The following is a 22,975-nucleotide window of genomic DNA, read 5'->3' as shown; positions in this document are numbered from 1 at the left end:
TCCACGTCCACACGGCGAGCCCTGCTCGGCGTGTCGCGTGATGCTGCTCCCGGGCGCGAACGATCGGCTCGGACAGCGGCGTGCTGCCGCTCCCGGGATCGGGCGGTCAGCTCAGGTAGTCGCGCAGCGCCATGGCCCGGGAGGGGTGGCGCAGCTTGGACATGGTCTTGGCCTCGATCTGCCGGATGCGCTCACGGGTGACGCCGTAGACGCGGCCGATCTCGTCGAGGGTACGGGGCTTGCCGTCGGCCAGGCCGTAGCGCATCGTGATCACGCCCGCCTCGCGCTCGGAGAGCTGGTCGAGCAGGCTGTGCAACTGCTGCTGCAGCAGCGTGAACGAGACCGCGTCGGCCGGGGAGACGGCCTCGGTGTCCTCGATCAGGTCGCCGAACTCGCTGTCGCCCTCCTCGCCGAGCGGCGTGCTCAGGGAGATCGGCTCCCGGCCGTAGCTCTGCACCTCCGACACCCGCTCGACGTCGAGATCGGTCTCGGCGGCGATCTCCTCGGGAGTGGGCTCGCGGCCCAGGTCGGACTGCAGGCGGCGCTGCACGCGGGCCACCTTGTTGATCAGCTCGACCATGTGCACGGGGATGCGGATCGTCCGGGCCTGGTCGGCCATGGCGCGGGTGATGGCCTGCTTGATCCACCAGGTGGCGTAGGTGGAGAACTTGTAGCCGAGCCGGTAGTCGAACTTCTCGATCGTCCGGATCAGGCCGAGGTTCCCCTCCTGGATCAGGTCGAGGAAGAGCATGCCGCGGCCGGTGTAACGCTTGGCGATGGAGACGACGAGCCGGAGGTTGGCCTCCAGCATGCGGCGCTTGGCACGAAGGCCGTCGTCGGCGATCCACTCCAGGTCGGCACGCAGGTCGGAGGACAGGCCGGGCTCGCTGTCGAGCCGTTCCCTGGCGAACAGGCCGGCCTCGATGCGCTTGGCCAGCTCGATCTCCTGCTCGGCGGTGAGCAGCGGGACGCGCCCGATCTCCTTCAGATAGGTCTTGACCGAGTCGGCGCCGACGGTCGTGCCACCGTCGGCGATGGTGTCGTCCAGTTCGAGAACCTCTGCTGCTTGGGACAAAATTCTCTCCTCGCTCGCGTTGGGTGGACGCTCAGTGACTGAGCCGGCCTGCGGGCAGGGCCGGCGGGAAAACGTAGCGGGCCGATAGGCGTCGGGACCTTCAGGGCATGAGGGAACGGAAGAAGCGGGGCCTGGCAGGGCCGTCTCTGACCAGGCTACCCAACACTTCCTCGAACGTGGCTTCGACGAACACCCGATCATCGCTTCCCCGCCGGCGCCATCCGCCCCCTGACCAGCCCCCCAACCCCGTCCCCTCGCCACCACCCCCGCCGGCCGACGGCACTCCAGAAGACGCCCGCCCCCTCACCCCGCCTCTGATCGCGATGTCCGACCCGCACGCTTCGGTGAGAGCCGGTCGCCACGCGTTTGCGAAGACGCCGGCGATCAGGACCCTCGATGACGTCCGCCGCCATGGCGCTCGGGTGCTGGAACGCGAGGCCCGCCGGGCGATCGTCGGGGGGGCGGGCCGCATTCGGACAGGAACTCGGACCTCGGGTGCGCGTGCTGCCGTCCGGGTACGACACGGACGTCGACGGCAACCCCGGTTGCGTCATCCGACGCGCCCTTCCGGCTCGGCCACGGGCCACCCGTCCAGGTTCCGTTACGTGACCGAGCCGGAAGGGACCTACTTCCGGATCAACACCTGGTCAACCACGGCTTCGCCGCCTGATGGCAGGTGCACCGGCACTGGTCCGCTGGTTGTCTCGATGCACTAGGGGCATTGGATCATGCCGCCGCCGTCTCCTTCGCTGGAGACCTGGCTGAAGTGGATGTAGCGGTCCGGCTGGCCCTGGCCGCCACGCCAGGTGTACCAGCGGTTGTCCCCGCCGCTGTAGTCCCCACGAACCCAGCAGCGCGGGTAGATCTGCGTCCCCACATAGCAGGTGAAGAGGAAGTTGGGCCGTCCGAGCCGGGGAGAGCTGCGGACGTTGCCGTCGTACTTGCACTTGAAGATCAGGGCGGTGGCCGTGCCGGCCGAGGCCACTGCGGGAGTCGCGGTGAACAGCACGGCGACACCACCCAGCGCTACGACGGCGCTGCCCAGACCGGCGGTCAGACGTCGAAGCGGCATTTTATTGATCACGGATTGCCTCTCACGGCTCGATGAGGAGCACGCCCCAGTAGGCGTGTCAGGCTCAGTCTTGGCGGCTGGTGGATTGTCTGGAACCCGGCTGCGCCGGCCCAGACAACGTCGTCCGGTGCCCTACGAGGTGCCTGGCACCAGCCACTGACGCTGTTGCGACACCATGATCACGTGCGGTATTGATCACGGATGTCCTTGATACGGGTGATCACGGCCGCGGCCGAGCTGCTCGACAAGACCTCGCGGATGCGTGCGGGCCGGTCGTGGGAGGATCCCGCGCTGGAGCAGGCGCTGCGCCAGGTGCGGGCCGGACGGCTGGAGCCGGGCCTGGAGCTGGTCCGCCGGGCGCGCGACGACCACGAGGTGCGTGCGCTGCGCGTCGAGCAACTGGGGATCGCCGCCCGTGCGCACACCAAGGCGCTGCTCCGGCTGGCCGGCGACGACCCCGACGCGTTGCTCTGGCTCGGCGCCGCCCGGATCAGGCAGGCATGGGCGATCCGCGGCGCCTCCTACGCCACGTACGTGAGCGATCAGCGCTTCGCCCGCTTCCACGAGGTGCTGGCGGACGCCGCCGTCCCGCTGCGGCAGGCCGCCGAGGCCCGTCCGGACGATCCCGTTCCGTGGGAGCGGCTGCAGTGGCACGCGCTCGGCGCGCAGGCCGGCCGGCAGGAGCTCGACCGCCTCTGGACGGAGCTGACCGCCCGCGCTCCGCACCTGTATCTGGGCCACTACACCCGCGTCCAGGTGCTGTGCGGCAAGTGGTACGGCTCCGACGACGAGGTGCTGGCCTTCGCCCGCCGCACGGCGGACGCGGCGCCCCCGGGCGACCCGGTGACGGCAACGCTGGCGCTGGCCCACTTCGAAGTCGTGTGGGGCCTGATCGGCGAATCGGAGCGTACGGCGCGGGAGATCCTCGAAGGCTACTTCGGCGACCCTGAGGTGGCCGGCCCGCTGGTGGCGGCGTCCGACAAGTGGCGCGAGGGCGCCCGGCCGCATCCAAGGGCGCTGGACGCCGCGCACCTGTTCGGCGCGGCGCTCTACCACGGCGGCCACCTCACCGGCGCGCAGCGCCTGCTGGAGGGCTTGGGCAGGCGCATGCCGGAGAACCAGCCGTGGGCGGTCGGCAGCCTGCTGCCGGGCCGCCACTACGCCCGCGTGCGGCGGGACCTCGGCCTCGCCTAGCCAAGCCGTGCGCGCCGGACCTCGTCCTGGCCCGGCACGTCGGCGCGCCAGGACGGGTCAGAGGGTGACGTTCACCGACACCTCGGCCTACGTCGACCTCTCCGGCAAGACCGCCTTTCTGCGGCGCGAGGGCGTGCTGCAGTTCGGCAAGCCGGTCAAGGGCGGCCTGGGTGTCATCGTCGCCTCCGCCATCAAGGCGACGTACACGCCGCACGAAGGCGGGATCTTCAACTCCCTCGACGCCCTGCTGGGCGACGAACGCACGATCACCGTGGGCAAGGTGAGCTACAACAAGGGCGGCGCGCTCAACGGCGATGTTCCGTCGGGCAAGCCCTGGCTCAGGTACGACAGGCCGCTCCCTGGCGGGATCAGCGGGCTCTACAGCCAGCTGGTGAACCCGGCCGAACCCGCGACCCTCCAGGCCCTCATCAAGTCCGGCACGAAGTCAGGACGTACGTTCAAGGGCCACATCAGCCGGGCCGAACTGTGGCGGGTCTCCCCCTGGTACCGAGCCTCCGCCATGTCCAAGAGCAAGGACCGCGCGTTCGCCTTCGAGCTCACCCTGGGCCCCGACAACCTGCCACAACGGCTCGTCACCTCGCACCCGGCCGCGGAGCACCGGGTGCAGAGCCTGGTGGGCGACGACGTGATCACCGTGGAGTCCCGCTACACCAGATGGGGCGGCAAGCTGCGTGTGACGGCTCCGCCCGCCAAGCAGGTCTACTCGCGCAAGAAGGGCGGCAGCTGATCCCTGGGCGGGCCGTCGGGGTTCAGCTCGCGGCCGATGTGCCCGTCCAACCGCCTCGCGTAGTCGTCCAGCGTCTTCGGCCGGCCGTCATCTGCCCGGGGCAAGGAGGCGTTCCAGCGTTCGCGGCAGGGGATACACCCGCTCGGCGGGGAACAGCCGTTGGGCCTTGGCGGCGTGCCCGGTTTGTGTCAATGCCGTGGCCTTGCGGACCTGCGGGGTGAGGTCGGTGAGGCTGACGATCCAGTCGTCGGTGAAGGTGCGGATCAGGTCGCGGCCGATGCCGACCTGAATGCTGTAGTGGTTCAGCGCCGCTCCGCGCGACGAACGTTCCGGGTCCCACTGGACATGTACGGCTGCCCGGGTCACAGCTGCCGGATCCGCGGTCGTGAGCACGGCCCGGGACAGAGCCTCCTCCCAGCCCCGCCGGGTCATCCGCACGGCGAGGACGCGCTCCTGACCAGGTTTGCGGGCCCAGTTGCTGCGATGCATGAGCCACAGGAACGAGGGCTTGATCCAGGTCATCCTGTGGAACGAGAACGGCGCAACGAAACGGCCCGCGCGCAGCGCGGCGTCGGCTATGGCAGGTGCGTATGCCTGGTAGACCACGATCGTGTCAGCGTCGTAGTCTGCGCGGATCTCGTACTGGGGTGCCATGCATCGCACCCTGCCACCCGTTGCACTCACATCGCGAAGCCTTTTCCCCGGTCACAGCGACTCCCCGATGGTCAGCAGAAAGGGACAGGACCGAGCGATTCGATCCAGGACGCGAAGCCCGCGGCCACGACGTCGAAATACGCGGGCTCCAGATCGCCCAGACCGGAGGAGAACACGGCGGAGCCCGGGTCATCGGCACGCAGGAGGAATCCGCGGCCACCGCTGTCATCGCCGACGAGGAGGAATCCAGGTGCATATTTCGCCACTTCGTAGGTGGCGTTGCGTTCACCGATGTCCCCCGGTACACCGCGACCCCGGACTCCGTGTGCAGGCCGTCCCTCACGCTCCACAGCGCCACCAGCGGAGCTGGAAGGCTCATCGCCGTCTCGTCCCGCGCCCGCAGGACATCGTCCGGCGTTGCCGCCGGCCCCACCGACCCCGCCACCCTGCACCCCTCCCGACAGACTCCGGCCCCGACATGATCACCGACGCGCCTACCCGCAGACGCGGGCGTCGGCTGCACGGGCCCTACTGGTCGGCCGATCGTGGCGAACCGAGGTCGGGGTCCATTTCCGCTTTCCAGCGCCTCTGTTCTTCGAGCCAGTGCACGTAGCGCGGCGAGGCGTTACGCAGGTCGACGCTGAGGGGGTAGGGGTCGTACTCGTCCAGGAGCAGCGTGCGGAGGAATTCGACCATGCCACAGGGGAAGAGGGTGAAGTCCTCGCGGGTGTGCCGGCCGCAGACCAGGACGGGCCACCGGTCGGGGTCGGGGTCGGTGGTCAGCCAGCACAGGATGTCGGGGCCCGACGTGACGCCCCAGGCGAGGATGTCGTTCGGGTCGATGTCGAGACCTTCCTGACCGCCCAGCATCTCCCAGGTGTGACGGGCGTTCTTCGTCTCCTCCTCGAAGGTCCCGGGGTCCCACTGGATGTATTCCTTGGGCAACGGCATGAGGATGACGACCTCGGCGAACGAGCCCGCCCCGTAGACGGACATGAAGGACATGTAGTCACGCGGGAACCGCGTGCCCCACCGCGCCTCTGCTGCCGACCAGTCGATCTCCTCGTCCACGCCGAGATCTGGAGGCAGGATCTCGGTCAGCGCTGCGACACCTGTCGGGTCTTCCACGGCAATCCCTTCGACGACGTGGCCGGGGAGTCTACGAGATCACGCCGACACAACGCCGCAACGGGGTCAGTCGCACCAGGCTCTAGAGGGCCGGCCATGCCCCGCGGCCCAACAGGTCGAGGACGAGTGCCGCGATGTTCCACGCGTCGTCCTCGCCGCGGTGATGGCGTCCCTCGAGCGGCAGTCCGGCGATCTGCAGAGCGTGGTCCATGCCGGGTTTCCTGCGCAGCCCGTACGCCGCCGCGAACACGGCCTTGGCGTTGGTGTGGGTGCGTTCCGTTGGATGACCGAACGGGTAGGCCACCCCGTCGGCCCGACTCTGCCGAGCGAACTGCCGGCGGTCGTACTCGCCCCAGCTCGCCCAGGGGCGCTGCCCGGCGTCGTACTCCTCGGCAAGGACCCGGCATGCCTCGGCGAAGGTGACGCCCCGTTCCACCTCGGCTTGCGTCAGGCCGGTCAGTTCCGTGCAGAAGTCACTCACCGCCGATCGGACAGGGCGGACCAGGATGCGGTGCCGGGACACCCGGCGCCGCGCCGGCACGTCCACGACGGTGAGGCCGATCTCGATGATCTCGTTGACGGAGCCGGGCGGCGGCTGTCCGTCCCAGCAGGTGGCTTCCACATCGATGACGTTCAACAGGGCGGATTCGTGAGGCATGGGGCCGAGGCTAGGGAGGCACACCCTGCTCCGGCACCTCGATTTCACCAGCACCACAGAGGCGGCGACGCCATCGTGCCCAAGGCCCACAGTCTGCTCCGGGCGGGGTGGTCAGTTGGGTGGGGTGTGTTCGAGGGTGTAGGTGGTCGCGTCCGGTTCGGCGAAGGCGAGGAGCGCCAGCCCCTCCTCCTCCAGGACGTCCAGGGGCGTCGGGGCGGCGAAGGGGCTGATGAGGAGCTTGGCCTTCTTGCCGGACCGCTTGATCTGCCAGGTCCCCGCCGCGAACCCGTCCACCAGGTACGTGGCCTTGATCCGCAGGTTCTTGGTCGCGACCAGCGGCCTGAACTCGTCCGCCAGCACCCGCGTACGGTCGGCGTGCCCCAGGACGAGGTTGTCGAAGTCGGGCAGGAAGCGCACCGGCGCGGGCACGTCGCCGCCCGGCCGCGGCGCGCCGGGCAGGTCGAACAGTTCGCGTCCCGTCTCGTCGGCGAGCCTGTCCAGCTCCATCCCCTTCATGACGGCCCGCATCCCGCCCAGTCCCGACCAGGTCTGGACGTCGGCGGGCGTGGCCGGGCCGAACGCGGCGAGGTACCGCTCGACCAGGCGTTCCATGCTGGGCGCCGGGTCCAGTTCGACGCCGGGCAGCCCGAAGGCGGACTCCCGCGGGAAGCTCCACCGGTCCTGCGTCGGCACCATGACCAGCGGCGTCATCATGCGCACGGCGTACCCGAGCACCCGCTCGTCGGCGCCGGGGAACTCCTTCAGCAGCAGGGGCCGCAGCTCGTTGAAGGTGAGCGGGCCGTCGGCGAGCAGCCGGTCGGCGACCGCGGCGACGGCCTCGAAGTCGACGCCCTCGAACCGGCGCGCCGCGGCGGCCAGCATGGGACGCAGCAGCGGCCGGAAGGACACGAAGTCCTCCGCCGTCACCAGGTGCAGCGTGGCCCGCATCATCGTCGCCCGCACCAGGCCGCCGGCGTGCAGCGAGGCGTGCAGGTCGTCGCGCCGGAACCCGGCCAGCCGCGTCCACACCCCCAGGTAGGGCGGCCGCGGCTCCTGGGCCTGCAGCCCGGCCAGCCGGTGCACGACGTCGGCCGGCCGACCCTCGTGCCGGGCGAGGAGGTGCTGCCTGGCCAACGTGGCGCGGTTGAGGTCTCTGAGGGTGAGCATCTACTTATCATGCCTTTCCCCCTGGAGTCCGTACGTTCCTCCTATCCCGCGCTTTCCGATGGTTTCGCCTACCTTGACGGCGCGGCCGGCACCCAGACGCCGCAGCCGGTGATCGACGCCATCTCCGCCGCATACCGGGCCGGGCTCGGCAACGTGGGCGGGGCGTTCCCCGCCAGCCACCGGGCGGACGAGATCGTCGCCGCCTGCCGTGCCGCCGTCGCGGACCTGGTCGGCGGCCGTCCCGACGGCGTGATCCTCGGCCCGAACATGACGACGCTGACGTACCGGCTGGCCAGGGCGCTGACCGGGCCCGGCGACGAGGTGGTGGTCTCCAGGCTGGACCACGACGCGAACGTGCGCCCCTGGACCCAGACGGGCGCCGCCGTCCGCTGGGCCGAGGTGGACGCGGTGACCGGCGAGCTCCCGGTCGACCAGTACGCCGACCTGATCGGGGAGCGGACCAAGGTCGTCGCGGTGACGGCGGCCAGCAACATCCTCGGCACCCGTCCCGACGTGGCCGCCATCGCCGAGCTGGCCCACCGCGCGGGCGCCCTGCTGTACGTGGACGGCGTGCACGCCACCCCGCACGGCCCGGTGGACATGCGGGCGCTGGGCGCCGACTTCTACGCCACCAGCGCCTACAAGTGGTCGGGGCCGCACGTGGGGGCCGTCGTCGCCGACCCGGCGCTGCTGGAGACGGTCCGTCCGGCCAAGTTACGGCCCTCCCCCGACACCGTGCCGGAGAGGTTCGAGACGGGTACGTCCGCGTTCGCCGACCTGGCCGGGGTCACCGCGGCCGTCGACCATCTGGCCGCCATGGTCCCCGGCACCGGCACCCGCCGCGAACGCCTCCTCGCCTCGATGGCCGCCGCCGAGGAGCACGAGCTGGAGCTGTTCGCCGGCCTGATCTCCGGCCTGGAGACGATGCCCCACGTCACCCTGCACGGCAAGCCCGCCAGGCGCACCGCGACCGCCTACTTCACCGTCGCCGGCCACACCCCGCGCCAGGTCGCCGAGCATCTGGCCGGGCTGGGGGTCAACGTCTGGAACGGCCACAACTACGCCTGGGAGCTGACCGGCGCCCTCGGCGTGCGCGACTCGGGCGGCGCCGTCCGCGCGGGCCTGGTCCACTACAACGACCGCTCGGACGTCGACCGCCTCCTGGAGGGAGTGGCCGGCCTCTCCTGATGGGCCTCCTGGGATCGCACCGGCCCGCACGGGTGCGGCGTGACATCCTGAGGGGATGTTGCCCCCGATCGACGTGCTGCGCGAGCAGGTCACCGCCCATCTCGCCGCCTTCGACCGCCGGGAGGTGCCGCCCGTCACAGGGGTGCGCCGGGCGGCCGTGACGGTGTGCGTGCTGGAGGACGCCGAGCGCGTCCCGTACACGGTGCTGATCCGCAGGGCGGCGCGGGGGCGCAACCCGGGGCAGTGGGCGCTGCCGGGCGGGCGGCTCGACGACGGCGAGCTGCCGGTGGAGGCGGCGCTGCGCGAGCTGGCCGAGGAGGTCGGGGTGACCGGCGTGGCGGTGGCCGGGCTGCTCGACGACTTCGTCGCCGACTCCGGGTTCGTGATCACTCCGGTGGTGGCGTTCGGAGGCCGTCAGGAGCCGGTGGGCGACGCCCACGAGGTGGCCTCGGTGCACGCGGTGCCGCTGGAGCGTTTCCTCGCGCCCGGCGTGCCGCGCTGGCAGGGCGAGCTGCTGCAGATGCCGCTCGGGCCGGACATCGTGATCCACGCGCCGACCGGGGCGATCCTGTGGCAGTTCGCCGAGGTGGCGCTGCGCGGGCGCGAACAGCGGGTGTTCGACGTCGCGCAGCCCCACTGGACGAGAACCTGACCCACCGGGCCCCTCGTTCGGGCCCGGCCGGTCAGAAAGGGCCGGTCAGAAGGGGCCGGTCAGAAGGGGCCGGTGAGTTCGCCCAGCTTGCCGGTCAGCTCCAGGTTGGCCGCGTAGTCGACGGGCACCGCGATCACCGACACCGTCTCGTCGGCCAGCGCCTTGCGCAGCGTGGGCAGCAGCTCCCCGGCGCTGGTGATCCGGTAGCCGCGGGCGCCGAAGCTCTCGGCGTAGGCGACGAAGTCGGGGTTGCCGAAGCGGATGCCCGAGTGGCGGCCGAGCTCCAGGTCCATCTTCCACTCGATCAGCCCGTACGCGTCGTCGACCCACACCAGGACCGTGATCGGGATGCGCTCGCGGACGGCCGTCTCCAACTCCTGTGAGTTCATCAGGAACGCCCCGTCGCCGGTGGCGGCCAGCACCCTGCGCTCGGGGAAGGCCAGCTTGGCGGCCAGCGCGCCGGGCACCGAGAATCCCATCGATGACAGCCCGTTGGAGACCAGCATCGTGTTGGGCTCGTACGTCGGGTACATGCGGGCCATCCACATCTTCACCGCGCCGGTGTCGGCCAGCACGATGTCCTGGCGCCCCATGGCCTCCCGGATGTCGGCGACCACGCGCCGCGGCGACAGCGGGAAGCCGTCCTCCGAGCGCCCCTGCGCCAGCTCCTCGCGGATCAGGCGGCGGATCTTCTCGCCGGTGCCGTTGAGCTCGAAGCGGCGCGGGACGGCGTCGGCGAGCGCGTCCAGCGACCGGGAGATGTCGCCGTGCACCCCGACGGCCACCGGGTAGTGGTCGTCGACCTCGGCGGGGAACCGGTGGAGGTGGATGATCTCCTTGTCGCGGTTGGGATTGATCTTGACGGGGTCGAACTCCTGCAGCTCGTAGCCGACGCTGATCAGCACGTCGGCCTCGTCGAAGCCGAAGTTGACGTAGTCGTGCCGCATGAAGCCGACCGCGCCCAGCGCGTGCGGGTGGTCGTCGGGGAAGACGCCCTTGCCGTTGAACGTGGTGGCCACCGGCAGCCCGAGCCGCTCGGAGAAGCGCACCAGCGCGGCGGAGGCCCCGGCCCGGCCGGCGCCGTGCCCGGCCAGCACGATCGGCCTGCGCGCGCGGGCCAGCACGTCGGCCGCGCGGGCGATCTGCGCGGCCGAGGGGTCTTGGGGACGGACGACGTTGACCGGCAGCGGACCGAGGTCGGCCGGCACGGCAGCCGACTCGACGTCTTCTGGGATGGCCAGGTAGACGGCGCCGGGCCGCTCGGTCTGGGCGGTCTTGAACGCCTTGCGGATCATCTCGGGCAGGGCCAGGGCCGTCGGCGCCAGGTCGGCCCACTTGGTGATCGGCCGGAACAGCGACACCAGGTCGACCACCTGGTGCGACTCCTTGTAGATGCGGTCGAGGCCGACCTGGGCGGTGATCGCCACGACGGGGGTGCTGTTGGTGGTGGCGTCGGCCACGCCGAGCTGCAGGTTGATCGCGCCGGGGCCGAGCGTGGCCGAGGCCACCCCCGCCTTGCCGGTGAGCCTGCCGTAGATCTCGGCCATGAACGCCGCGCCCTGTTCGTGCCGGACGAGGATGTAACGGATGGAGGAGTCGTTGAGCGCGTCGACGAAGTGGATGTTCTCCTCGCCGGGGATGCCGAAGACGTACTCGACGCCTTCCGCCTCCAGGGCTCGCACGATCAGATGGGCCGCGTCCGCCTGCGGGGACATGGTTAACGCCTTCTTCCATGAGCGACTGCGTCCCTGACAGCACCCGGGAGGCGCGCTTCATTCCGGGACGCGGCCCTGTGCCCGCGCGACGGCGGATTCACGCGGGCACAGCGGGTCAGGAACCCAGCGCGCGCGTGGCCAGCGCGCCGAGGACCATGCCGACGACCATGCAGGCCGCGGCGGCGATGGCGGCCCACCTGCCCAGGGACTCGCCGCGGGTGTGGCCGACGATGCCCAGCACGATGCCGGCCAGGCCGAACAGGATCGGTATGAACAGGATGGCCACCGCGGCGCTGACGAACCCGATGATCGACAGAACCTGGGCGCCCTGCCGCTGCGGCGGCCCGCCGTAGGGCGGCGGCTGCGGCCGGCGCCCTTCACGTGTGTGCTCGTCGTCGCCCGGGGGCGGGTCTTGCGAAGCGGTCATTCTCCGGCTCCCTCGTGAAGTGAATCACATCACACACCAGAGCCGTGGGCCTGTCGAGCCGCCGAGTCCAGACATCTGCCCATTTCAGAAGGCTTATGACGGGCGGGAAAACTGAGGGGGAAGGGGTTCGGCGTGGACGACGTCGAGCCGGGAGACCGCGCGGGTGAGGGCGACGTACAGACGGTTGAGGCCGCGCGGTTCGGCCGCGACGACGGCGGCGGGCTCGGCGAGGACCACGTGGTCGTACTCCAGGCCCTTGGACATCGAGGCGGGCACGACGCTCAGCCGCTCGCCGAGGTCCAGGCCCTCGTTCCAGAGCGCGCAGGTGATCGCCTCGACGTGGGCGTCGGCCGCGATCACCCCGATCGACCCCTCGAACCCGCCCGCCTCCCGTACGGCCGCCACGACCCCCTTCTCCAGCTCGGCCGTCGCGATGACGCGCAGCCTGCCGTCGGAGCGGTAGGAGCGGGTGGGGGGCACGTCGGCGTCGAGCGCGGCCAGCAGCGTGTTGGCCAGCTCCACGACCACGCCGGGCACGCGGAAGCCGGTGGTCAGCTCGACGATCCGGCCGCCGGGGCTGCCGAGCAGCTCCAGGTGCTCGGGCCACGACCTGGCCGCCCACGGCGTGGTGCCCTGGGCCAGGTCGCCGAGCACGGTCAGCGAACCGTGCTCGCTGCGCCTGGCCACGGCGCGGCACTGCATGGGCGACAGGTCCTGGGCCTCGTCCACGATCACGTGGCCGTAGCCGCGGGGGCGTTCGAGCAGGCAGGCCAGCTCGTCCAGCAGCACCAGGTCGGCCTCGGTCCACTTGGCGCTCTTGGCGCCGCGCGGCGGACTGGGCCAGGCGAGTGCGGCGCGTTCGGCGTCGGTCAGCAGGCCCTCGGGCGGGGCGCTGAGGACCTCGTGCAGCACGTCCTCGGGGCGGACGGCGGGCCAGGTCGCGTCGAGCGCCGGGGTGAGCGCCCGGCCGATCCGGCGTTCCCAGGCGGCGTTGCAGGTCTGGCCGCGGGCCTCGGCCTGCCGCCGCATCGCCGCCACCGTCCTGGCCCTGACCCGTTCGCGGCCGACCCCGTACGGGAGCGCGGCCCGCCTGGTGTCCTCCACGATGCGGCGCAGCTCGTCCTCGCCGACGCGCCAGCGGTAGGAGCCGTCGGCCACCACGGCGGGCTCGGCGGGCCTGCGGATGCGGCCGTACAGCGCGCGGCGCAGCACTTCGGCCATCCGGACGTCGTGCTTGACCGCCGCGGCCGCCGCGGAGTCGGCGGCCCGTACGGGGTAGGCGCCGAGCAGCACTTCCAGGGTGGTCTGCTCGACGTCCACCTCGCCGAGCGCGGGCAGCACGGCCGAGATGTAGCCGAGGAAGGTGCGGTTCGGGCCGAGCACCAGGACGCCGGAGCGTTCGAGGCGCCGGCGGTGCGCGTACAGCAGGTAGGCGGCCCGGTGCAGGCCGACGGCGGTCTTGCCGGTGCCGGGGGCGCCCTGGACGCAGATGGTGGTGTCGAGGTCGGCGCGGACCAGGTCGTCCTGCTCGGGCTGGATGGTGGCGACGATGTCGCGCATCGGGCCGACGCGGGGGCGTTCGATCTCGGCCGCCAGGAGTGCGCCGCCGCCCTCCTCCCCCGCGCCGAGACGCTCGTCCTCGTACCCGGTCAGCGTCCTGCCCGACCAGCCGAAACGGCGGCGTACCTCGACGCCCTGGGGGTCGCGGGCGCCGGCGCGGTAGAAGGCGCGCGCCACGGGCGCGCGCCAGTCGATCACCACCGGCGGCCCGCCGTGCTCGCCGGTGATGTGCCGCCGGCCGATGTGGTACGCCCGCCCGCGGTGCTCGGCCGACTCCTGGCCGAAGTCGAGCCGGCCGAAGAACGGCGGCCCGTCGGGCTCCTCGCTCAGCTCCTTGGCCAGGCTCTTGAGATGGCGGCCGAGCCGCTCCGCGCTGTAGCGGTCGCCGGCGACGGTCTCGCCGACGATCACGTTCTCCCGCGCGCCCTCCAGCATCCTGCGCAGCCCCGCCCTGCACCGTTCGACGTGACGCCGTTCGTCGTCGAGCGTTCCCATGCCCACCCCCAAAGCGTTAACTCGGTTAAGACATTAACCAGGTTAACACTTTGCTAGACTGCGGTCATGACGGGACTGCGGGAGCTGCAGCGGCAGCGGGTGCACGAGGCCATCTCGACGGCGGCGATCGCACTCTTCCTGGAACGCGGCTTCGACGAGGTGCCGGTGACCGAGATCGCGGCGGCGGCCGGGGTGTCCAAGCCGACACTGTTCAAGTACTTCCCGACCAAGGAGGACCTCGTCCTGCACCGGTTCGCCGACCACAAGGGCGAGGCCGCCCGCGTGGTGCGCGGGCGGGCGCCCGGCGAGCACCCTGTCGCCGCCCTGCGCCGCCACCACCTCGACGGGCTGGCCGCCCACGACCCGGTCACCGGGCTCAACGACCACCCCGAGGTGCTGGCCTTCCACCGCATGGTGTTCGACACGCCCAGCCTGGCCGTCCGCCTGTTCCACCACATGACCCAGGACGAGGCCGAGCTGACCGAGGCCCTGGCCGAGAGCATGGACGAGCTGACCGCCGCGCTGCTGGCCGCGCAGGCGCTGACCGTGCAGCGGGTGCTCGCCCGCCGCACCTGGGCGCAGCTCGCCGGGGGCCGTCCCCTGGCCGAGGCCGAGGCCGACGCGGTGCGCGCCGCCGAACACGCCTACGCGCTGCTCATGGACGGCCCCGCCCGCCCCTGAGCTGCGGCGCGCAGGTCACGCGCGGCCCATGCGGCGGGCACGATTACCTCCAACGCCAGAGGCTGTGCTTAACTCGGAAATGCCGATGTGGCTGTGTCCCCCGGGCCGCAAATTACCGCCTTCACGGAATACCGTTCGGCTGGAACCGTGTTGTGCACCTCGCCGAGGAGGCGACCACCACATCGGCCTTAAAGCTTTCCGGGTGTCCCGCTGCCTTAGGGTGGCAAGGTTGACTGCCCATGATCCAGGAGAGCCCGTTGCTGTACGAAGTGGTCAAGTTCGCCGCCGCGCCGCTCGCCCACGCGATGTGCCGGCCGCACATCACCGGCGCCGCGAACGTGCCGAGGGTCGGCCCGGCCATCCTGGCAGCCAACCACCTCTCCGTGCTCGACTCCTTCCTGCTGCCCGCGCTGCTCCCCCGGCACGTCACGTTCACCGCCAAGAACGAGTACTTCGACGGCAACCCCGTCTCCGGCTTCTTCATGCGCCTGGGCGGCAGCCTGCCGATCGACCGCGAGAGCGCCCACGCCGCCCAGGCCATGCTCGACGCCGCCGCCGAGCTGCTGGAGCGCGGCGAGCTGTTCGGCATCCACCCCGAGGGCACCCGCTCCCCCGACGGCCGCCTCTACCGCGGCAAGGTCGGCGTGGCCTGGCTGGCGCTCAAGACGGGCGCGCCCGTGCTGCCGGTGGCGCTCAAGGGCACCGAGAAGGTGCTGCCGGTCGGGGCCAAGGTGCCCAGGCCCGCCAAGATCGGCATCTCCATCGGCCGGCCCCTGCGTTTCGAGGGCGACCACACCAAGGCGCGCGACCGGCGCCGGGTCACCGACGAGGTCATGGAGGCCGTCCAGAAGCTGTCCGGGCAGGAGTACGTGCCCGCGTACGCCTCCAGTTTCAAGACCACCAATGGAACGACGTGACCGGTCACCGCTAGGCTCTGACACCTGACGTCGAGGACCGGGGGGCTGACCAGTGGCGCGGGGCCGTACCATCGCGATCGTGTCGGTGTCCGCCGTGCTCGTGGCGGGGGCCGCGGGCGGGGGCGCCTACTACCTGCTACGCACCAAGGGCACACCGGGCGAGACGGCGCAGCGCTTCGCCGCCGCCTGGCAGGCCGGCGACAAGGCCGCCATGACCGCCGAGCTGGCCACCCAGCAGCAGCTCACCGCCTACGACCAGCAGCGCGCCGCGCTCGGCGTCGAGTCGGCCACGGTCAAGCTGGGGCGGGTCGTCGAGGGCGACGGCCGGGCCAAGGTCCCCTACACCGCGACCCTGGCGCTGAAGAACATCGGCTCCTGGTCCTACGACGGGCAGCTCGACCTCGTGGTGGCCGACCGCATGTGGAAGATCGACTGGCGGCCCACCACGCTGCACCCGCAGATGACCTCGGGCGCGGCGTTCGCCGTCAAGACGAGCTGGCCGCAGCGCGCGAAGATCACCGACGCCGACGGCGACCGCATCGACACCGGCACGTCCGGCGGCTCGGTTCAGCAGCTCGTCGGCTACCTCGACAAGGCCACCAAGAAGGACGTCGCCAAGCTCGGCACCTCCTACAAGCCGGGGCAGGCGATCGGGCGCGGCGGCCTGCAGGAGACGTTCCAGAAGCGGCTGGCCGGCACCCCCACCACGCAGATCCAGCTCGGTGGCAAGACCCTCGGCACCATCGAGGGCACCGACGGCAAACCCGTGGAGACCTCGCTCGACCCGCGGGCGCAGGCGGCGGCCGTGGCCGCGGTCAAAGACGTCCCCAAGCCCACATCCATGGTCGCCATCCGGCCCTCCACGGGCGAGGTCCTGGCCGTGGTCAACAACCAGGGCGGCTTCAACCGGGCCCTCGACGGCCGCTACCCGCCCGGCTCCACGTTCAAGGCGGTCACCGCGATCGGCCTGCTGGCGGCCGGCCTGTCGCCCGCCGACAAGGTCACCTGCCCGATGTACGCCACCGTCGGCGGGCTGAAGATCCGCAATTCGGAGAAGGAGGAGTTCGGCTCGCTGTCGTTCCTCGACTCCTTCGCCCACTCGTGCAACACCACCTTCGCGCCGCTGGCCGAACAGCGGCTCGGCGCCGACAAGCTGCTCAAGACGGCAGAAGGCGTCGGCTTCAACCAGCCGCTCAACCTCGGCGTGCCGGCCACGAAGGCCAGCTTCCCGCGGGCCCAGTCCGACGCCGAGCTGGCCGCCGAGTCCTTCGGCCAGGCCAGGATCACCGCGAGCCCGCTGTCGATGGCCTCGGTCGCCGCCGCCATCGCCGACGGCACGTGGCGGCCGCCGACGCTGGTGCCGTCGATCAAGCAGAAGGCCGGCGAGCAGGCGCTGCCCAAGGGGGTCAAGGAGCAGCTGCACAGCATGATGGCGGCCGTGGTCTCCAAGGGCACCGCCAGGGGCAGCGGCCTGCCCGCGGGCACCCACGGCAAGACGGGCACGGCCGAGTTCGGCACCGGCGACAAGCTCGACACCCACGCCTGGTTCATGGGGTTCAAGGGCGACGTGGCCTTCGCGGTGGTGGTGGAGGGGGGCGGCACGGGCGGCAAGGTCGCGGCCCCGGTGGCGGCGACCTTCCTCAAGGGCCTCTGACCCGCTCCTCCCGCCCGTTCCTCCAAGGGCTTCCGGCCCCTTCTCCTGCCCGTTCTTCCAAGGGCCTCTGACCCCTCCCGCCCGCTTCCCAATGACCTCCGCCCCCTCCTTCGCGAGCCTCCTGTCTCCGTGCGTTCCCCACCGGTCTGGAGCCGTCGCATGCATTGCATGCAATGTATGCAAAACGCTAGAGTCGTGTCCGTGCAGAGCGATGTGGCTTGGAGCCGGTTGCGGGAGCTGATCCTCGACGGGACCTACCCGCCGGGGGTGAAACTGACCGAGACGGAGGTCGCGGCGAGTCTGGAGATGAGCCGCACCCCGGTGCGCGAGGCGCTGCGAGCGCTGACCGCCGACGGCCTGGTGCGCCCGGCCGGGCGCGGGGTGGTCGTCGTGGCCCTGGAGGCGTCCGCACTGGAGGACGCCTACCAGGTACGGGCGGCCCTGGAGGCGCTCACGGCCGAGCTGGCGGCGACCCGCCAGGGCGAGGGCCGCATCGCCCCCGCCGACCTGGCTTCGCTGCGCGAGGTCGCCGACGCCACGGCGGCCGCCACCGCGCAGGGCCGGCTCGGCGAGGCCGTCGGGCTCAACCGCCGCTTCCACCGGCGGATCGCCGAGCTGGCGGCCAACGCCATCGCGCTGCACACCCTGGAGCGCGTGTGGGACCAGATCCAGGTCTCCACGTTGCGCTCGCTGGCGCCGCCGTCCCGTCCGGCACACGTCTCCGGCCAGCACGAACAGCTTCTCGCCGCGATCACCGAGGCCCGGCCGCAGGACGCCGCGGCCATCGCCCGCGCGCACGTCCTCGACACCCGCGCCGTCACTCACAGCAAGGACGAACCCGCATGACCCGCCACCACACGTACACCACCACCGTGACCTGGACCGGCAACCGGGGCACCGGCACCAGCGGCTACCGCGACTACGACCGCGACCACGATCTGTCCACCGAGGGCCGACAGGTCATCGCGGGCAGCTCCGACCCCGCCTTCCGCGGCGACCCCGCCCGGTGGAACCCCGAGCAGCTGCTGGTCGGCTCGCTCTCCCAGTGCCACATGTTGTGGTATCTGCACCTGTGCAGCGAGGCGGGCGTCGTGGTCACCGCGTACGCCGACCACGCGGTGGGCACCATGGCCGAGAGCGGCGCCGGCGGCCACTTCACCGAGGTCGTGCTCCGCCCCGAGGTGACCGTGGCCGCGCCGGAGATGACCGAGACCGCCGCCCGCCTGCACGAGGACGCCCACAAGGCGTGCTTCATCGCCGCCTCGGTCAACTTCCCGGTACGCCACGAGCCGACCGTGCGCACGGCCTGAGGCGCGACCGAAAGCCGCGAACGACCCGCGAACGATCCGGGACCGGTCCGGGAGCAGCCCCGGAGCGGTCAGCGCGAGGCGGCCAGCGCCACGGCGGTGGCGGCCTCGTGCTGGAGGACCATGATCAGCAGGGTGGCCACCAGCGTCGCGATGAGCACCCAGCTGATCACGATGATGACCGTCGACCGGCGTGGCCGCCTGTGGCCCGGCTGCCCCTTCGCCCGCGCCTCGCTGCGACGGGCCCGCTCGTTGAACGACTCGAGCCGGGCGACGAGACGTGGATCGTCGTCGACGAGGTGCTGCTCGATCTGGGCCAGCAGTCGTTCCTCGTCCTGCGACCAGGCCATAGACGCACCTCCGGAACGCAAGCACTGTGGCGTGTTCCTCCCCAACCATGAAGATCATTAGCCTTGACGTGACCCCCTAATTACCGCCTCTTTTCGGTTTGCGATCACGCTCGAACTTTTGTTCTAATCATGGGATGCGCTGGGACAACCTGCGCCTGACCGGCCCCGGTCAGGTCGATCCGGCCGTGCCGTTGTTCGCCCGCGGCGCGGTCACCCGTACGTTCGACACGCCCGAGTTCAGGGGCATGACCTTCTACGAGGTCCAGGCCCGGACCATCATCAACCGGGTGCCGGGGGCGAGCCGGGTGCCGTTCGAGTACACGATCAACCCCTACCGCGGGTGCGGGCATCGCTGCGTCTACTGCTTCGCCCGCAAGACGCACGAATACCTCGACCTCGACGCCGGGGCCGACTTCGACTCGAAGATCGTCGTCAAGGTCAACGCGGCCGAGCTGGCCCGAAAGGAGCTGGCCGCGGCCCGCTGGGGCGGCCACCACGTGGCCATGGGCACCAACGTCGACTGCTACCAGCGCGCCGAGGGCCGCTACCGGCTCATGCGGGGCATCCTGGCCGCGCTGCGCGACGCCGCGAACCCGTTCTCGGTGCTCACCAAGGGCACGCTGATCCTGCGCGACCTCGACCTGCTCACCGAGGCGGCCGAGGTCACCGACGTCAGCACGAGCATGTCGGTCGGGTTCGTCGACGAGGCGGTGTGGCGCGGGGTCGAACCCGGCACGCCCAACCCGCGCCGGCGGCTGGAGGCGTGCGCCACGCTCAACGACAACGGCGTGGCGTGCGGGGTGCTGATGGCGCCGATCCTGCCGTACCTGACCGACTCCCCCGCCCAGCTCGAACGCACGGTCAAGGAGATCGCCGAGGCCGGCGCCACCCATATCGCCCCGATCGTCCTGCACCTGCGGCCGGGGGCGCGCGAGTGGTGGCTGAGCTGGCTCGGGCGCGAGCACCCGCGCCTGGTGCCGCGCTATTTGGAGCTGTACGGCCGCGGCGCCTACGCCCCCGCCTCCTACCAGGACCGCGTCGTCGCCCAGGTCAAGGAGCTGGCCCGACGCCACGGGGTCGGCAGGGCCACCCCCGCCATGGCCCGCCGCGTACCGCCCCGCCGAACGCCCGACACCGTCGCCGCCGTCGCCGAGCCGGAGCAGCTTCGTCTGTTGTGACCCGGTTTAAATCGGTGGCCCGCCGGCCCGTCCCGGTGTCAGGATGACCGGGCACCAGCCGGACGACGTTCAGGAGCATGAGATGCGGCGCCGCCCAGAGATCTTCCAGCGCCCCATTGGCACGAGAGTTCTCGAGGGCTCCACCACTCATGCACATCCTGAACATCGGCATCCTCGCGCACGTAGACGCGGGCAAGACCAGCCTCACTGAGCGGCTGCTGTTCGAGACCGGGGTCATCGCGCGCCTCGGCAGCGTCGACGACGGCAGCACGCAGACCGACAGCGGCGAGATCGAACGCCGCCGCGGCATCACCATCCGCTCCGCGGTGGCCTCGTTCACCATGGGCGACCTGCGGGTCAATCTGGTGGACACACCGGGCCACGCCGACTTCGTGGCCGAGGTCGAACGCGCGCTCGGCGTGCTCGACGGCGCCGTCCTGGTGTTGTCGGCCGTGGAGGGCGTGCAGCCGCACACGCGGGTCCTGATGAAGACGCTGCGGCGGTTGCGGCTGCCCACGCTGATCTTCGTGAACAAGATCGATCGGATGGGGGCTCGGGAGGCGGGGGTGCTCGCCGAGATCCGGCGGTGGTTGTCGCCGCGGGCGGTTCCGCTCAACACGGTGAGCGGCATCGGCGGTCCGGCCGCCACCGTCCACCCCTTCACCTTCGCCCCGCCCCCCTTCGGCACCACCCCAAGCGCCCCCCCTCATCCCCTCGCCTTCAGTTCCCTTGCCTCCGGGCCCGCTCCCCGCGACCCGGCCGCTTCCCACCCCTTCACCTCCACTCCCCCGGCCTCCGGGGCCGCTTCCAGCGACCCGGGCCCCACCCCCCGCCCCCTCACCCCCTCGACTTCCGGGGTCGCTCCCAGCGACGCGGCCGCCGCCACCCACCCCCTCGCCCCCACTCCCCCGGCCTCGGGGGTCACTCTCCGTCCAGGGGTGGCGGGCGGCGGCTCGGAGGAGGTGGTGCGGGCCGGTGGGCCCGTCGAGGTCGAACCCGCCAAGGCGGAGGCCGACGCGGAGGCCGACGCGAGGCCCAAGGCGGGGCCCGACGCGGAGCACAGCGCGGAGCCCACCGCGGGGCCCGAGGCGGAGCACAGCGCGGAGCTCACCGCGGGGCCCGAGGCAGGGCCCGAGGCGGAGGACAGCGCGGGGCCTAACGCGAGGGCCGACCTCAGAGCCGACGCAGGGGCCGACGCGGCGGCTAACGCGCGGGCCGATGCAGGAGCCGACGTGCGGGCCGACGTGCGGGCCGACGGGGAGTATGGCGTCGAGGACGCTGGGATGGTGGCGGCTGAGGTGTTGGCTGAGGGGGATGACGGGCTGTTGGAGTTGCTCGTCGACGATGTGGTTCCGGGGGCGGAGCGGGTGCGGGAGGCGCTTGCGGCGCAGTGCGCGGCGGGCGAGGCGCATCCGGTGTTGTTCGGGTCGGCGATCACCGGTCAGGGGGTGGCCGAGCTGCTCGGGGCGGTCCGGCTGCTGCCCGCGGTTCCCCAGCCGCCGACCGGCCGGGACGGAGGCACCGACCGCGCGACGCCGAAGGCCACGACGGCAACGCTCGCGACGACCGCGCCCGCAACGGCGACGGCGACGGCGACGGCGACGGCGACGGCGACGGCGACAGGGACAGCGACGCCTGCGGCGACGGTGACCACGCCCGTGACGGCCACGTCCACGTCCACGACGGCTGCAGCTACGACGGCAACGCCCGCGACGGCAGCGACGGAGCCGGCAGCGACCGCTCCAGCGGCGGCGGGTGCGGCTGACGCGGCGGCGGGTGGCGCGGCGGCGGGTGCGGCGGCGGGTGCGGCGGCGACGGGTGCGGCTGGCGCGGCGGTGGGGGTGGTGTTTGTGGTGGAGCGGGGGCGGGGTGGGGAGAAGATCGCGTATCAGCGGATGTGGGGCGGGGAGCTTCGGGCGCGGGAGCGGGTGACGTTTCTGCGGCGAGAGCCGGGTGGGGGCGTCCACGCGTACGAGGGGCGGCCGAGCGGGGTGGCCGTCGTGGGGTCCGGGGGGCGGGTGGCGGTGGCGGGTGACATCGCGACGGTCCGGGGCGTGCCCGAGATCAGGGTCGGCGACCGGCTGGGCGAGCCGGGCCCGGCGGGGCAGGCCCACTTCACGCCGCCCAGCCTGGAGACCGTCGTACGCCCCCGGGTCCCCGGCCAGGAGCCGCGCCTGCACGCCGCGCTGGTCGCGCTGGCCGAGCAGGACCCCCTGATCGGCACCCGTACGCTCCCCGGCGGCCAGACGTCGGTCCTGCTGTACGGCGAGGTCCAGAAGGAGGTCATCGGCGAGACCCTGGTCAGGGACTTCGGCGTGGAGGCGGAGTTCGAGCCGAGCCGTCCGGTGCACTTCGAGCGTCCGGCGGGCACCGGCGCGGCCAGGGAGGAGATGCGCCAGGCCCGGGACGCGTTCATGGCGACCGTGGGCCTGCGGGTCGAGCCCGCACCGCCGGGCTCCGGCGTGCTCTACCGGCTGGAGGTCGACCTGGGTTCGCTGCCGCTGGCCTTCCACCGGGCGATCGAGGAGAGCGTGCGGCACAGCCTGGGCGCGGGCCCGCGGGGATGGCCGGTCACCGACGTGCTGGTCACGCTGACGGCGACGGGCTACGCCTCCCCGATCACGACCGCCGGCGACTTCCGCGGGCAGGCGCGGGTCGTGCTGGCCGAGGCGCTGCGCAGGGCCGGGACCAGGGTGTACGAGCCGTGTCACCGCTTCGAGCTGGAGGTGCCCGCCGACGCCTTCGCCGCCGTGTCGGCCCGCCTGGCCGGGCTGGGCGCGGTCCTGGACGGCACGAGCAGGCGGGCTGAGACGTGGGTGCTCGAAGGGGAGATCCCGGCGGCGGCCGTGCACGAGGTCGAGCGGCGGCTGCCGGGGCTGTCGCACGGCGAGGGGGTGTGGTGGTCGCGTCCGTCCGGAGATCGCCCGATTAGCGCACGATAGGCGGTATGTCGGATATCGGGGGTAGATGGGTATTAATTCGCCATAGTGTGCCAATCGGGCGCAACCGTTTCAGGGGGAAGACGATGGCTGACACGAAGAAGAAACCGGCCACCAAGTCGGGCAAGGCCAAGAAGCAGGCCATCAAGACGAGCCGGCAGGCCAAGGAGACCAAGAAGGAAACCAGAAGGACCGACGAGGGATGACCCCGTGAGG

At 71.8% G+C, this 22,975-nt stretch carries 22 protein-coding genes and 1 pseudogene; 12 read left to right on the top strand and 11 right to left on the bottom strand.

Translation table 11 applies throughout. The annotated features are described in order from the left end of the window. Positions 1–106 precede the first annotated feature (106 nt). Together ABZ459_RS30645 and ABZ459_RS30640 are read right to left on the bottom strand one after the other, a co-directional pair. The gene (locus ABZ459_RS30645; RefSeq protein ID WP_357977545.1) at positions 107–1,276 is read right to left on the bottom strand and encodes an RNA polymerase sigma factor; all 1,170 of its coding nucleotides are present in this window, start codon (positions 1,274–1,276) and stop codon (positions 107–109) included. A 511-nt stretch (positions 1,277–1,787) separates the two neighbouring features. Next, positions 1,788–2,147 (bottom strand): hypothetical protein, encoded by a 360-nt coding sequence (locus tag ABZ459_RS30640; protein WP_357977542.1) that lies wholly within the window; start codon positions 2,145–2,147, stop codon positions 1,788–1,790. A 201-nt stretch (positions 2,148–2,348) separates the two neighbouring features. Here ABZ459_RS30640 and ABZ459_RS30635 point away from each other — a divergent pair, with 201 nt between their 5' ends. Both ABZ459_RS30635 and ABZ459_RS30630 read left to right on the top strand, forming a co-directional pair. Beyond that, positions 2,349–3,341 (top strand): hypothetical protein, encoded by a 993-nt coding sequence (locus tag ABZ459_RS30635; protein WP_357977539.1) that lies wholly within the window; start codon positions 2,349–2,351, stop codon positions 3,339–3,341. Between the two features lie 64 nt (positions 3,342–3,405). After that, positions 3,406–4,089, top strand: coding sequence for a hypothetical protein (locus tag ABZ459_RS30630; RefSeq protein WP_357977536.1), 684 nt, complete (start codon positions 3,406–3,408; stop codon positions 4,087–4,089). Between the two features lie 87 nt (positions 4,090–4,176). On the opposite strand, the gene ABZ459_RS30625 is transcribed toward ABZ459_RS30630, so the two are convergent. From ABZ459_RS30625 to ABZ459_RS30605, 5 genes are all read right to left on the bottom strand, one after another. Further along, a complete protein-coding gene (locus ABZ459_RS30625; RefSeq protein WP_357977533.1) occupies positions 4,177–4,743 on the bottom strand; it encodes a DUF4291 domain-containing protein in 567 nt (188 codons plus the stop codon). 71 nt (positions 4,744–4,814) lie between these two features. Further along, positions 4,815–5,093, bottom strand: a complete 279-nt coding sequence (locus tag ABZ459_RS30620; protein ID WP_357977530.1) for a hypothetical protein — start codon at positions 5,091–5,093, stop codon at positions 4,815–4,817. Positions 5,094–5,271: 178 nt separating this feature from the next. Next, positions 5,272–5,871: an SMI1/KNR4 family protein gene (locus ABZ459_RS30615; protein WP_357977526.1), complete on the bottom strand. Its 600-nt coding sequence runs from the start codon at positions 5,869–5,871 to the stop codon at positions 5,272–5,274. 82 nt (positions 5,872–5,953) lie between these two features. Next, positions 5,954–6,529 carry a 3'-5' exonuclease gene (locus tag ABZ459_RS30610; protein WP_357977523.1) on the bottom strand — a complete coding sequence of 192 codons (576 nt, stop codon included), beginning with the start codon at positions 6,527–6,529 and terminating at the stop codon, positions 5,954–5,956. A gap of 111 nt (positions 6,530–6,640) precedes the next feature. After that, entirely contained in the window at positions 6,641–7,696 is a 1,056-nt protein-coding gene (locus ABZ459_RS30605) for a winged helix DNA-binding domain-containing protein (protein ID WP_357977520.1), read from the bottom strand. 9 nt (positions 7,697–7,705) lie between these two features. On the opposite strand from ABZ459_RS30605, the gene ABZ459_RS30600 reads away from it, so the two are divergent. Both ABZ459_RS30600 and ABZ459_RS30595 read left to right on the top strand, forming a co-directional pair. Beyond that, complete coding sequence (locus tag ABZ459_RS30600) at positions 7,706–8,884, top strand: cysteine desulfurase-like protein (RefSeq protein ID WP_357977517.1); 1,179 nt, start codon at positions 7,706–7,708, stop codon at positions 8,882–8,884. Positions 8,885–8,939: 55 nt separating this feature from the next. Beyond that, positions 8,940–9,536 carry a CoA pyrophosphatase gene (locus ABZ459_RS30595; RefSeq protein ID WP_357977514.1) on the top strand — a complete coding sequence of 199 codons (597 nt, stop codon included), beginning with the start codon at positions 8,940–8,942 and terminating at the stop codon, positions 9,534–9,536. A gap of 59 nt (positions 9,537–9,595) precedes the next feature. Here ABZ459_RS30595 and ABZ459_RS30590 read toward each other — a convergent pair whose 3' ends face one another. The 3 genes from ABZ459_RS30590 to ABZ459_RS30580 all read right to left on the bottom strand — a co-directional run bounded on the left by ABZ459_RS30590 (position 9,596) and on the right by ABZ459_RS30580 (position 13,733). After that, positions 9,596–11,251, bottom strand: a complete 1,656-nt coding sequence (locus ABZ459_RS30590; protein ID WP_357977511.1) for an acetolactate synthase large subunit — start codon at positions 11,249–11,251, stop codon at positions 9,596–9,598. A 115-nt stretch (positions 11,252–11,366) separates the two neighbouring features. Continuing rightward, a complete protein-coding gene (locus ABZ459_RS30585) occupies positions 11,367–11,678 on the bottom strand; it encodes a hypothetical protein (RefSeq protein ID WP_357977509.1) in 312 nt (103 codons plus the stop codon). A 93-nt stretch (positions 11,679–11,771) separates the two neighbouring features. Beyond that, on the bottom strand, positions 11,772–13,733 hold the full coding sequence (locus ABZ459_RS30580; protein ID WP_357977507.1) for an ATP-binding domain-containing protein: 1,962 nt from the start codon (positions 13,731–13,733) through the stop codon (positions 11,772–11,774). Between the two features lie 66 nt (positions 13,734–13,799). Here ABZ459_RS30580 and ABZ459_RS30575 point away from each other — a divergent pair, with 66 nt between their 5' ends. The 5 genes from ABZ459_RS30575 to ABZ459_RS30555 all read left to right on the top strand — a co-directional run bounded on the left by ABZ459_RS30575 (position 13,800) and on the right by ABZ459_RS30555 (position 18,295). Next, positions 13,800–14,414 (top strand): TetR family transcriptional regulator, encoded by a 615-nt coding sequence (locus tag ABZ459_RS30575; protein ID WP_357977504.1) that lies wholly within the window; start codon positions 13,800–13,802, stop codon positions 14,412–14,414. Positions 14,415–14,653: 239 nt separating this feature from the next. Next, positions 14,654–15,331 (top strand): lysophospholipid acyltransferase family protein, encoded by a 678-nt coding sequence (locus tag ABZ459_RS30570; protein WP_357977502.1) that lies wholly within the window; start codon positions 14,654–14,656, stop codon positions 15,329–15,331. A gap of 79 nt (positions 15,332–15,410) precedes the next feature. Continuing rightward, on the top strand, positions 15,411–16,985 hold the full coding sequence (locus ABZ459_RS30565; RefSeq protein WP_357977499.1) for a penicillin-binding transpeptidase domain-containing protein: 1,575 nt from the start codon (positions 15,411–15,413) through the stop codon (positions 16,983–16,985). 201 nt (positions 16,986–17,186) lie between these two features. Next, positions 17,187–17,831: a GntR family transcriptional regulator gene (locus ABZ459_RS30560; RefSeq protein WP_357977495.1), complete on the top strand. Its 645-nt coding sequence runs from the start codon at positions 17,187–17,189 to the stop codon at positions 17,829–17,831. Then, positions 17,828–18,295, top strand: a complete 468-nt coding sequence (locus ABZ459_RS30555; protein WP_357977493.1) for an OsmC family protein — start codon at positions 17,828–17,830, stop codon at positions 18,293–18,295. Before ABZ459_RS30560 ends, ABZ459_RS30555 begins: the two co-directional genes overlap by 4 nt. Before the next feature lie 68 nt (positions 18,296–18,363). Here ABZ459_RS30555 and ABZ459_RS30550 read toward each other — a convergent pair whose 3' ends face one another. Next, positions 18,364–18,642 (bottom strand): DUF3040 domain-containing protein, encoded by a 279-nt coding sequence (locus tag ABZ459_RS30550; RefSeq protein ID WP_357977490.1) that lies wholly within the window; start codon positions 18,640–18,642, stop codon positions 18,364–18,366. A gap of 134 nt (positions 18,643–18,776) precedes the next feature. Between ABZ459_RS30550 and ABZ459_RS30545 the strand changes: the two genes are divergently transcribed. From ABZ459_RS30545 to ABZ459_RS30535, 3 genes and pseudogenes are all read left to right on the top strand, one after another. Further along, positions 18,777–19,820 carry an Rv2578c family radical SAM protein gene (locus ABZ459_RS30545; protein ID WP_357977487.1) on the top strand — a complete coding sequence of 348 codons (1,044 nt, stop codon included), beginning with the start codon at positions 18,777–18,779 and terminating at the stop codon, positions 19,818–19,820. Between the two features lie 149 nt (positions 19,821–19,969). Beyond that, positions 19,970–21,280, top strand: a pseudogene (locus ABZ459_RS30540) (GTP-binding protein); the annotation flags it as partial. 435 nt (positions 21,281–21,715) lie between these two features. Then, complete coding sequence (locus ABZ459_RS30535) at positions 21,716–22,762, top strand: hypothetical protein (protein WP_357977588.1); 1,047 nt, start codon at positions 21,716–21,718, stop codon at positions 22,760–22,762. Positions 22,763–22,975: the final 213 nt, after the last annotated feature.

This window comes from Nonomuraea sp. NPDC005692 (genome assembly GCF_040631115.1).
GTDB lineage: Bacteria > Actinomycetota > Actinomycetes > Streptosporangiales > Streptosporangiaceae > Nonomuraea.
The sequence above is the reverse complement of the archived record's forward strand: the minus strand, read 5'-3'. Positions and strand labels throughout refer to the sequence as shown.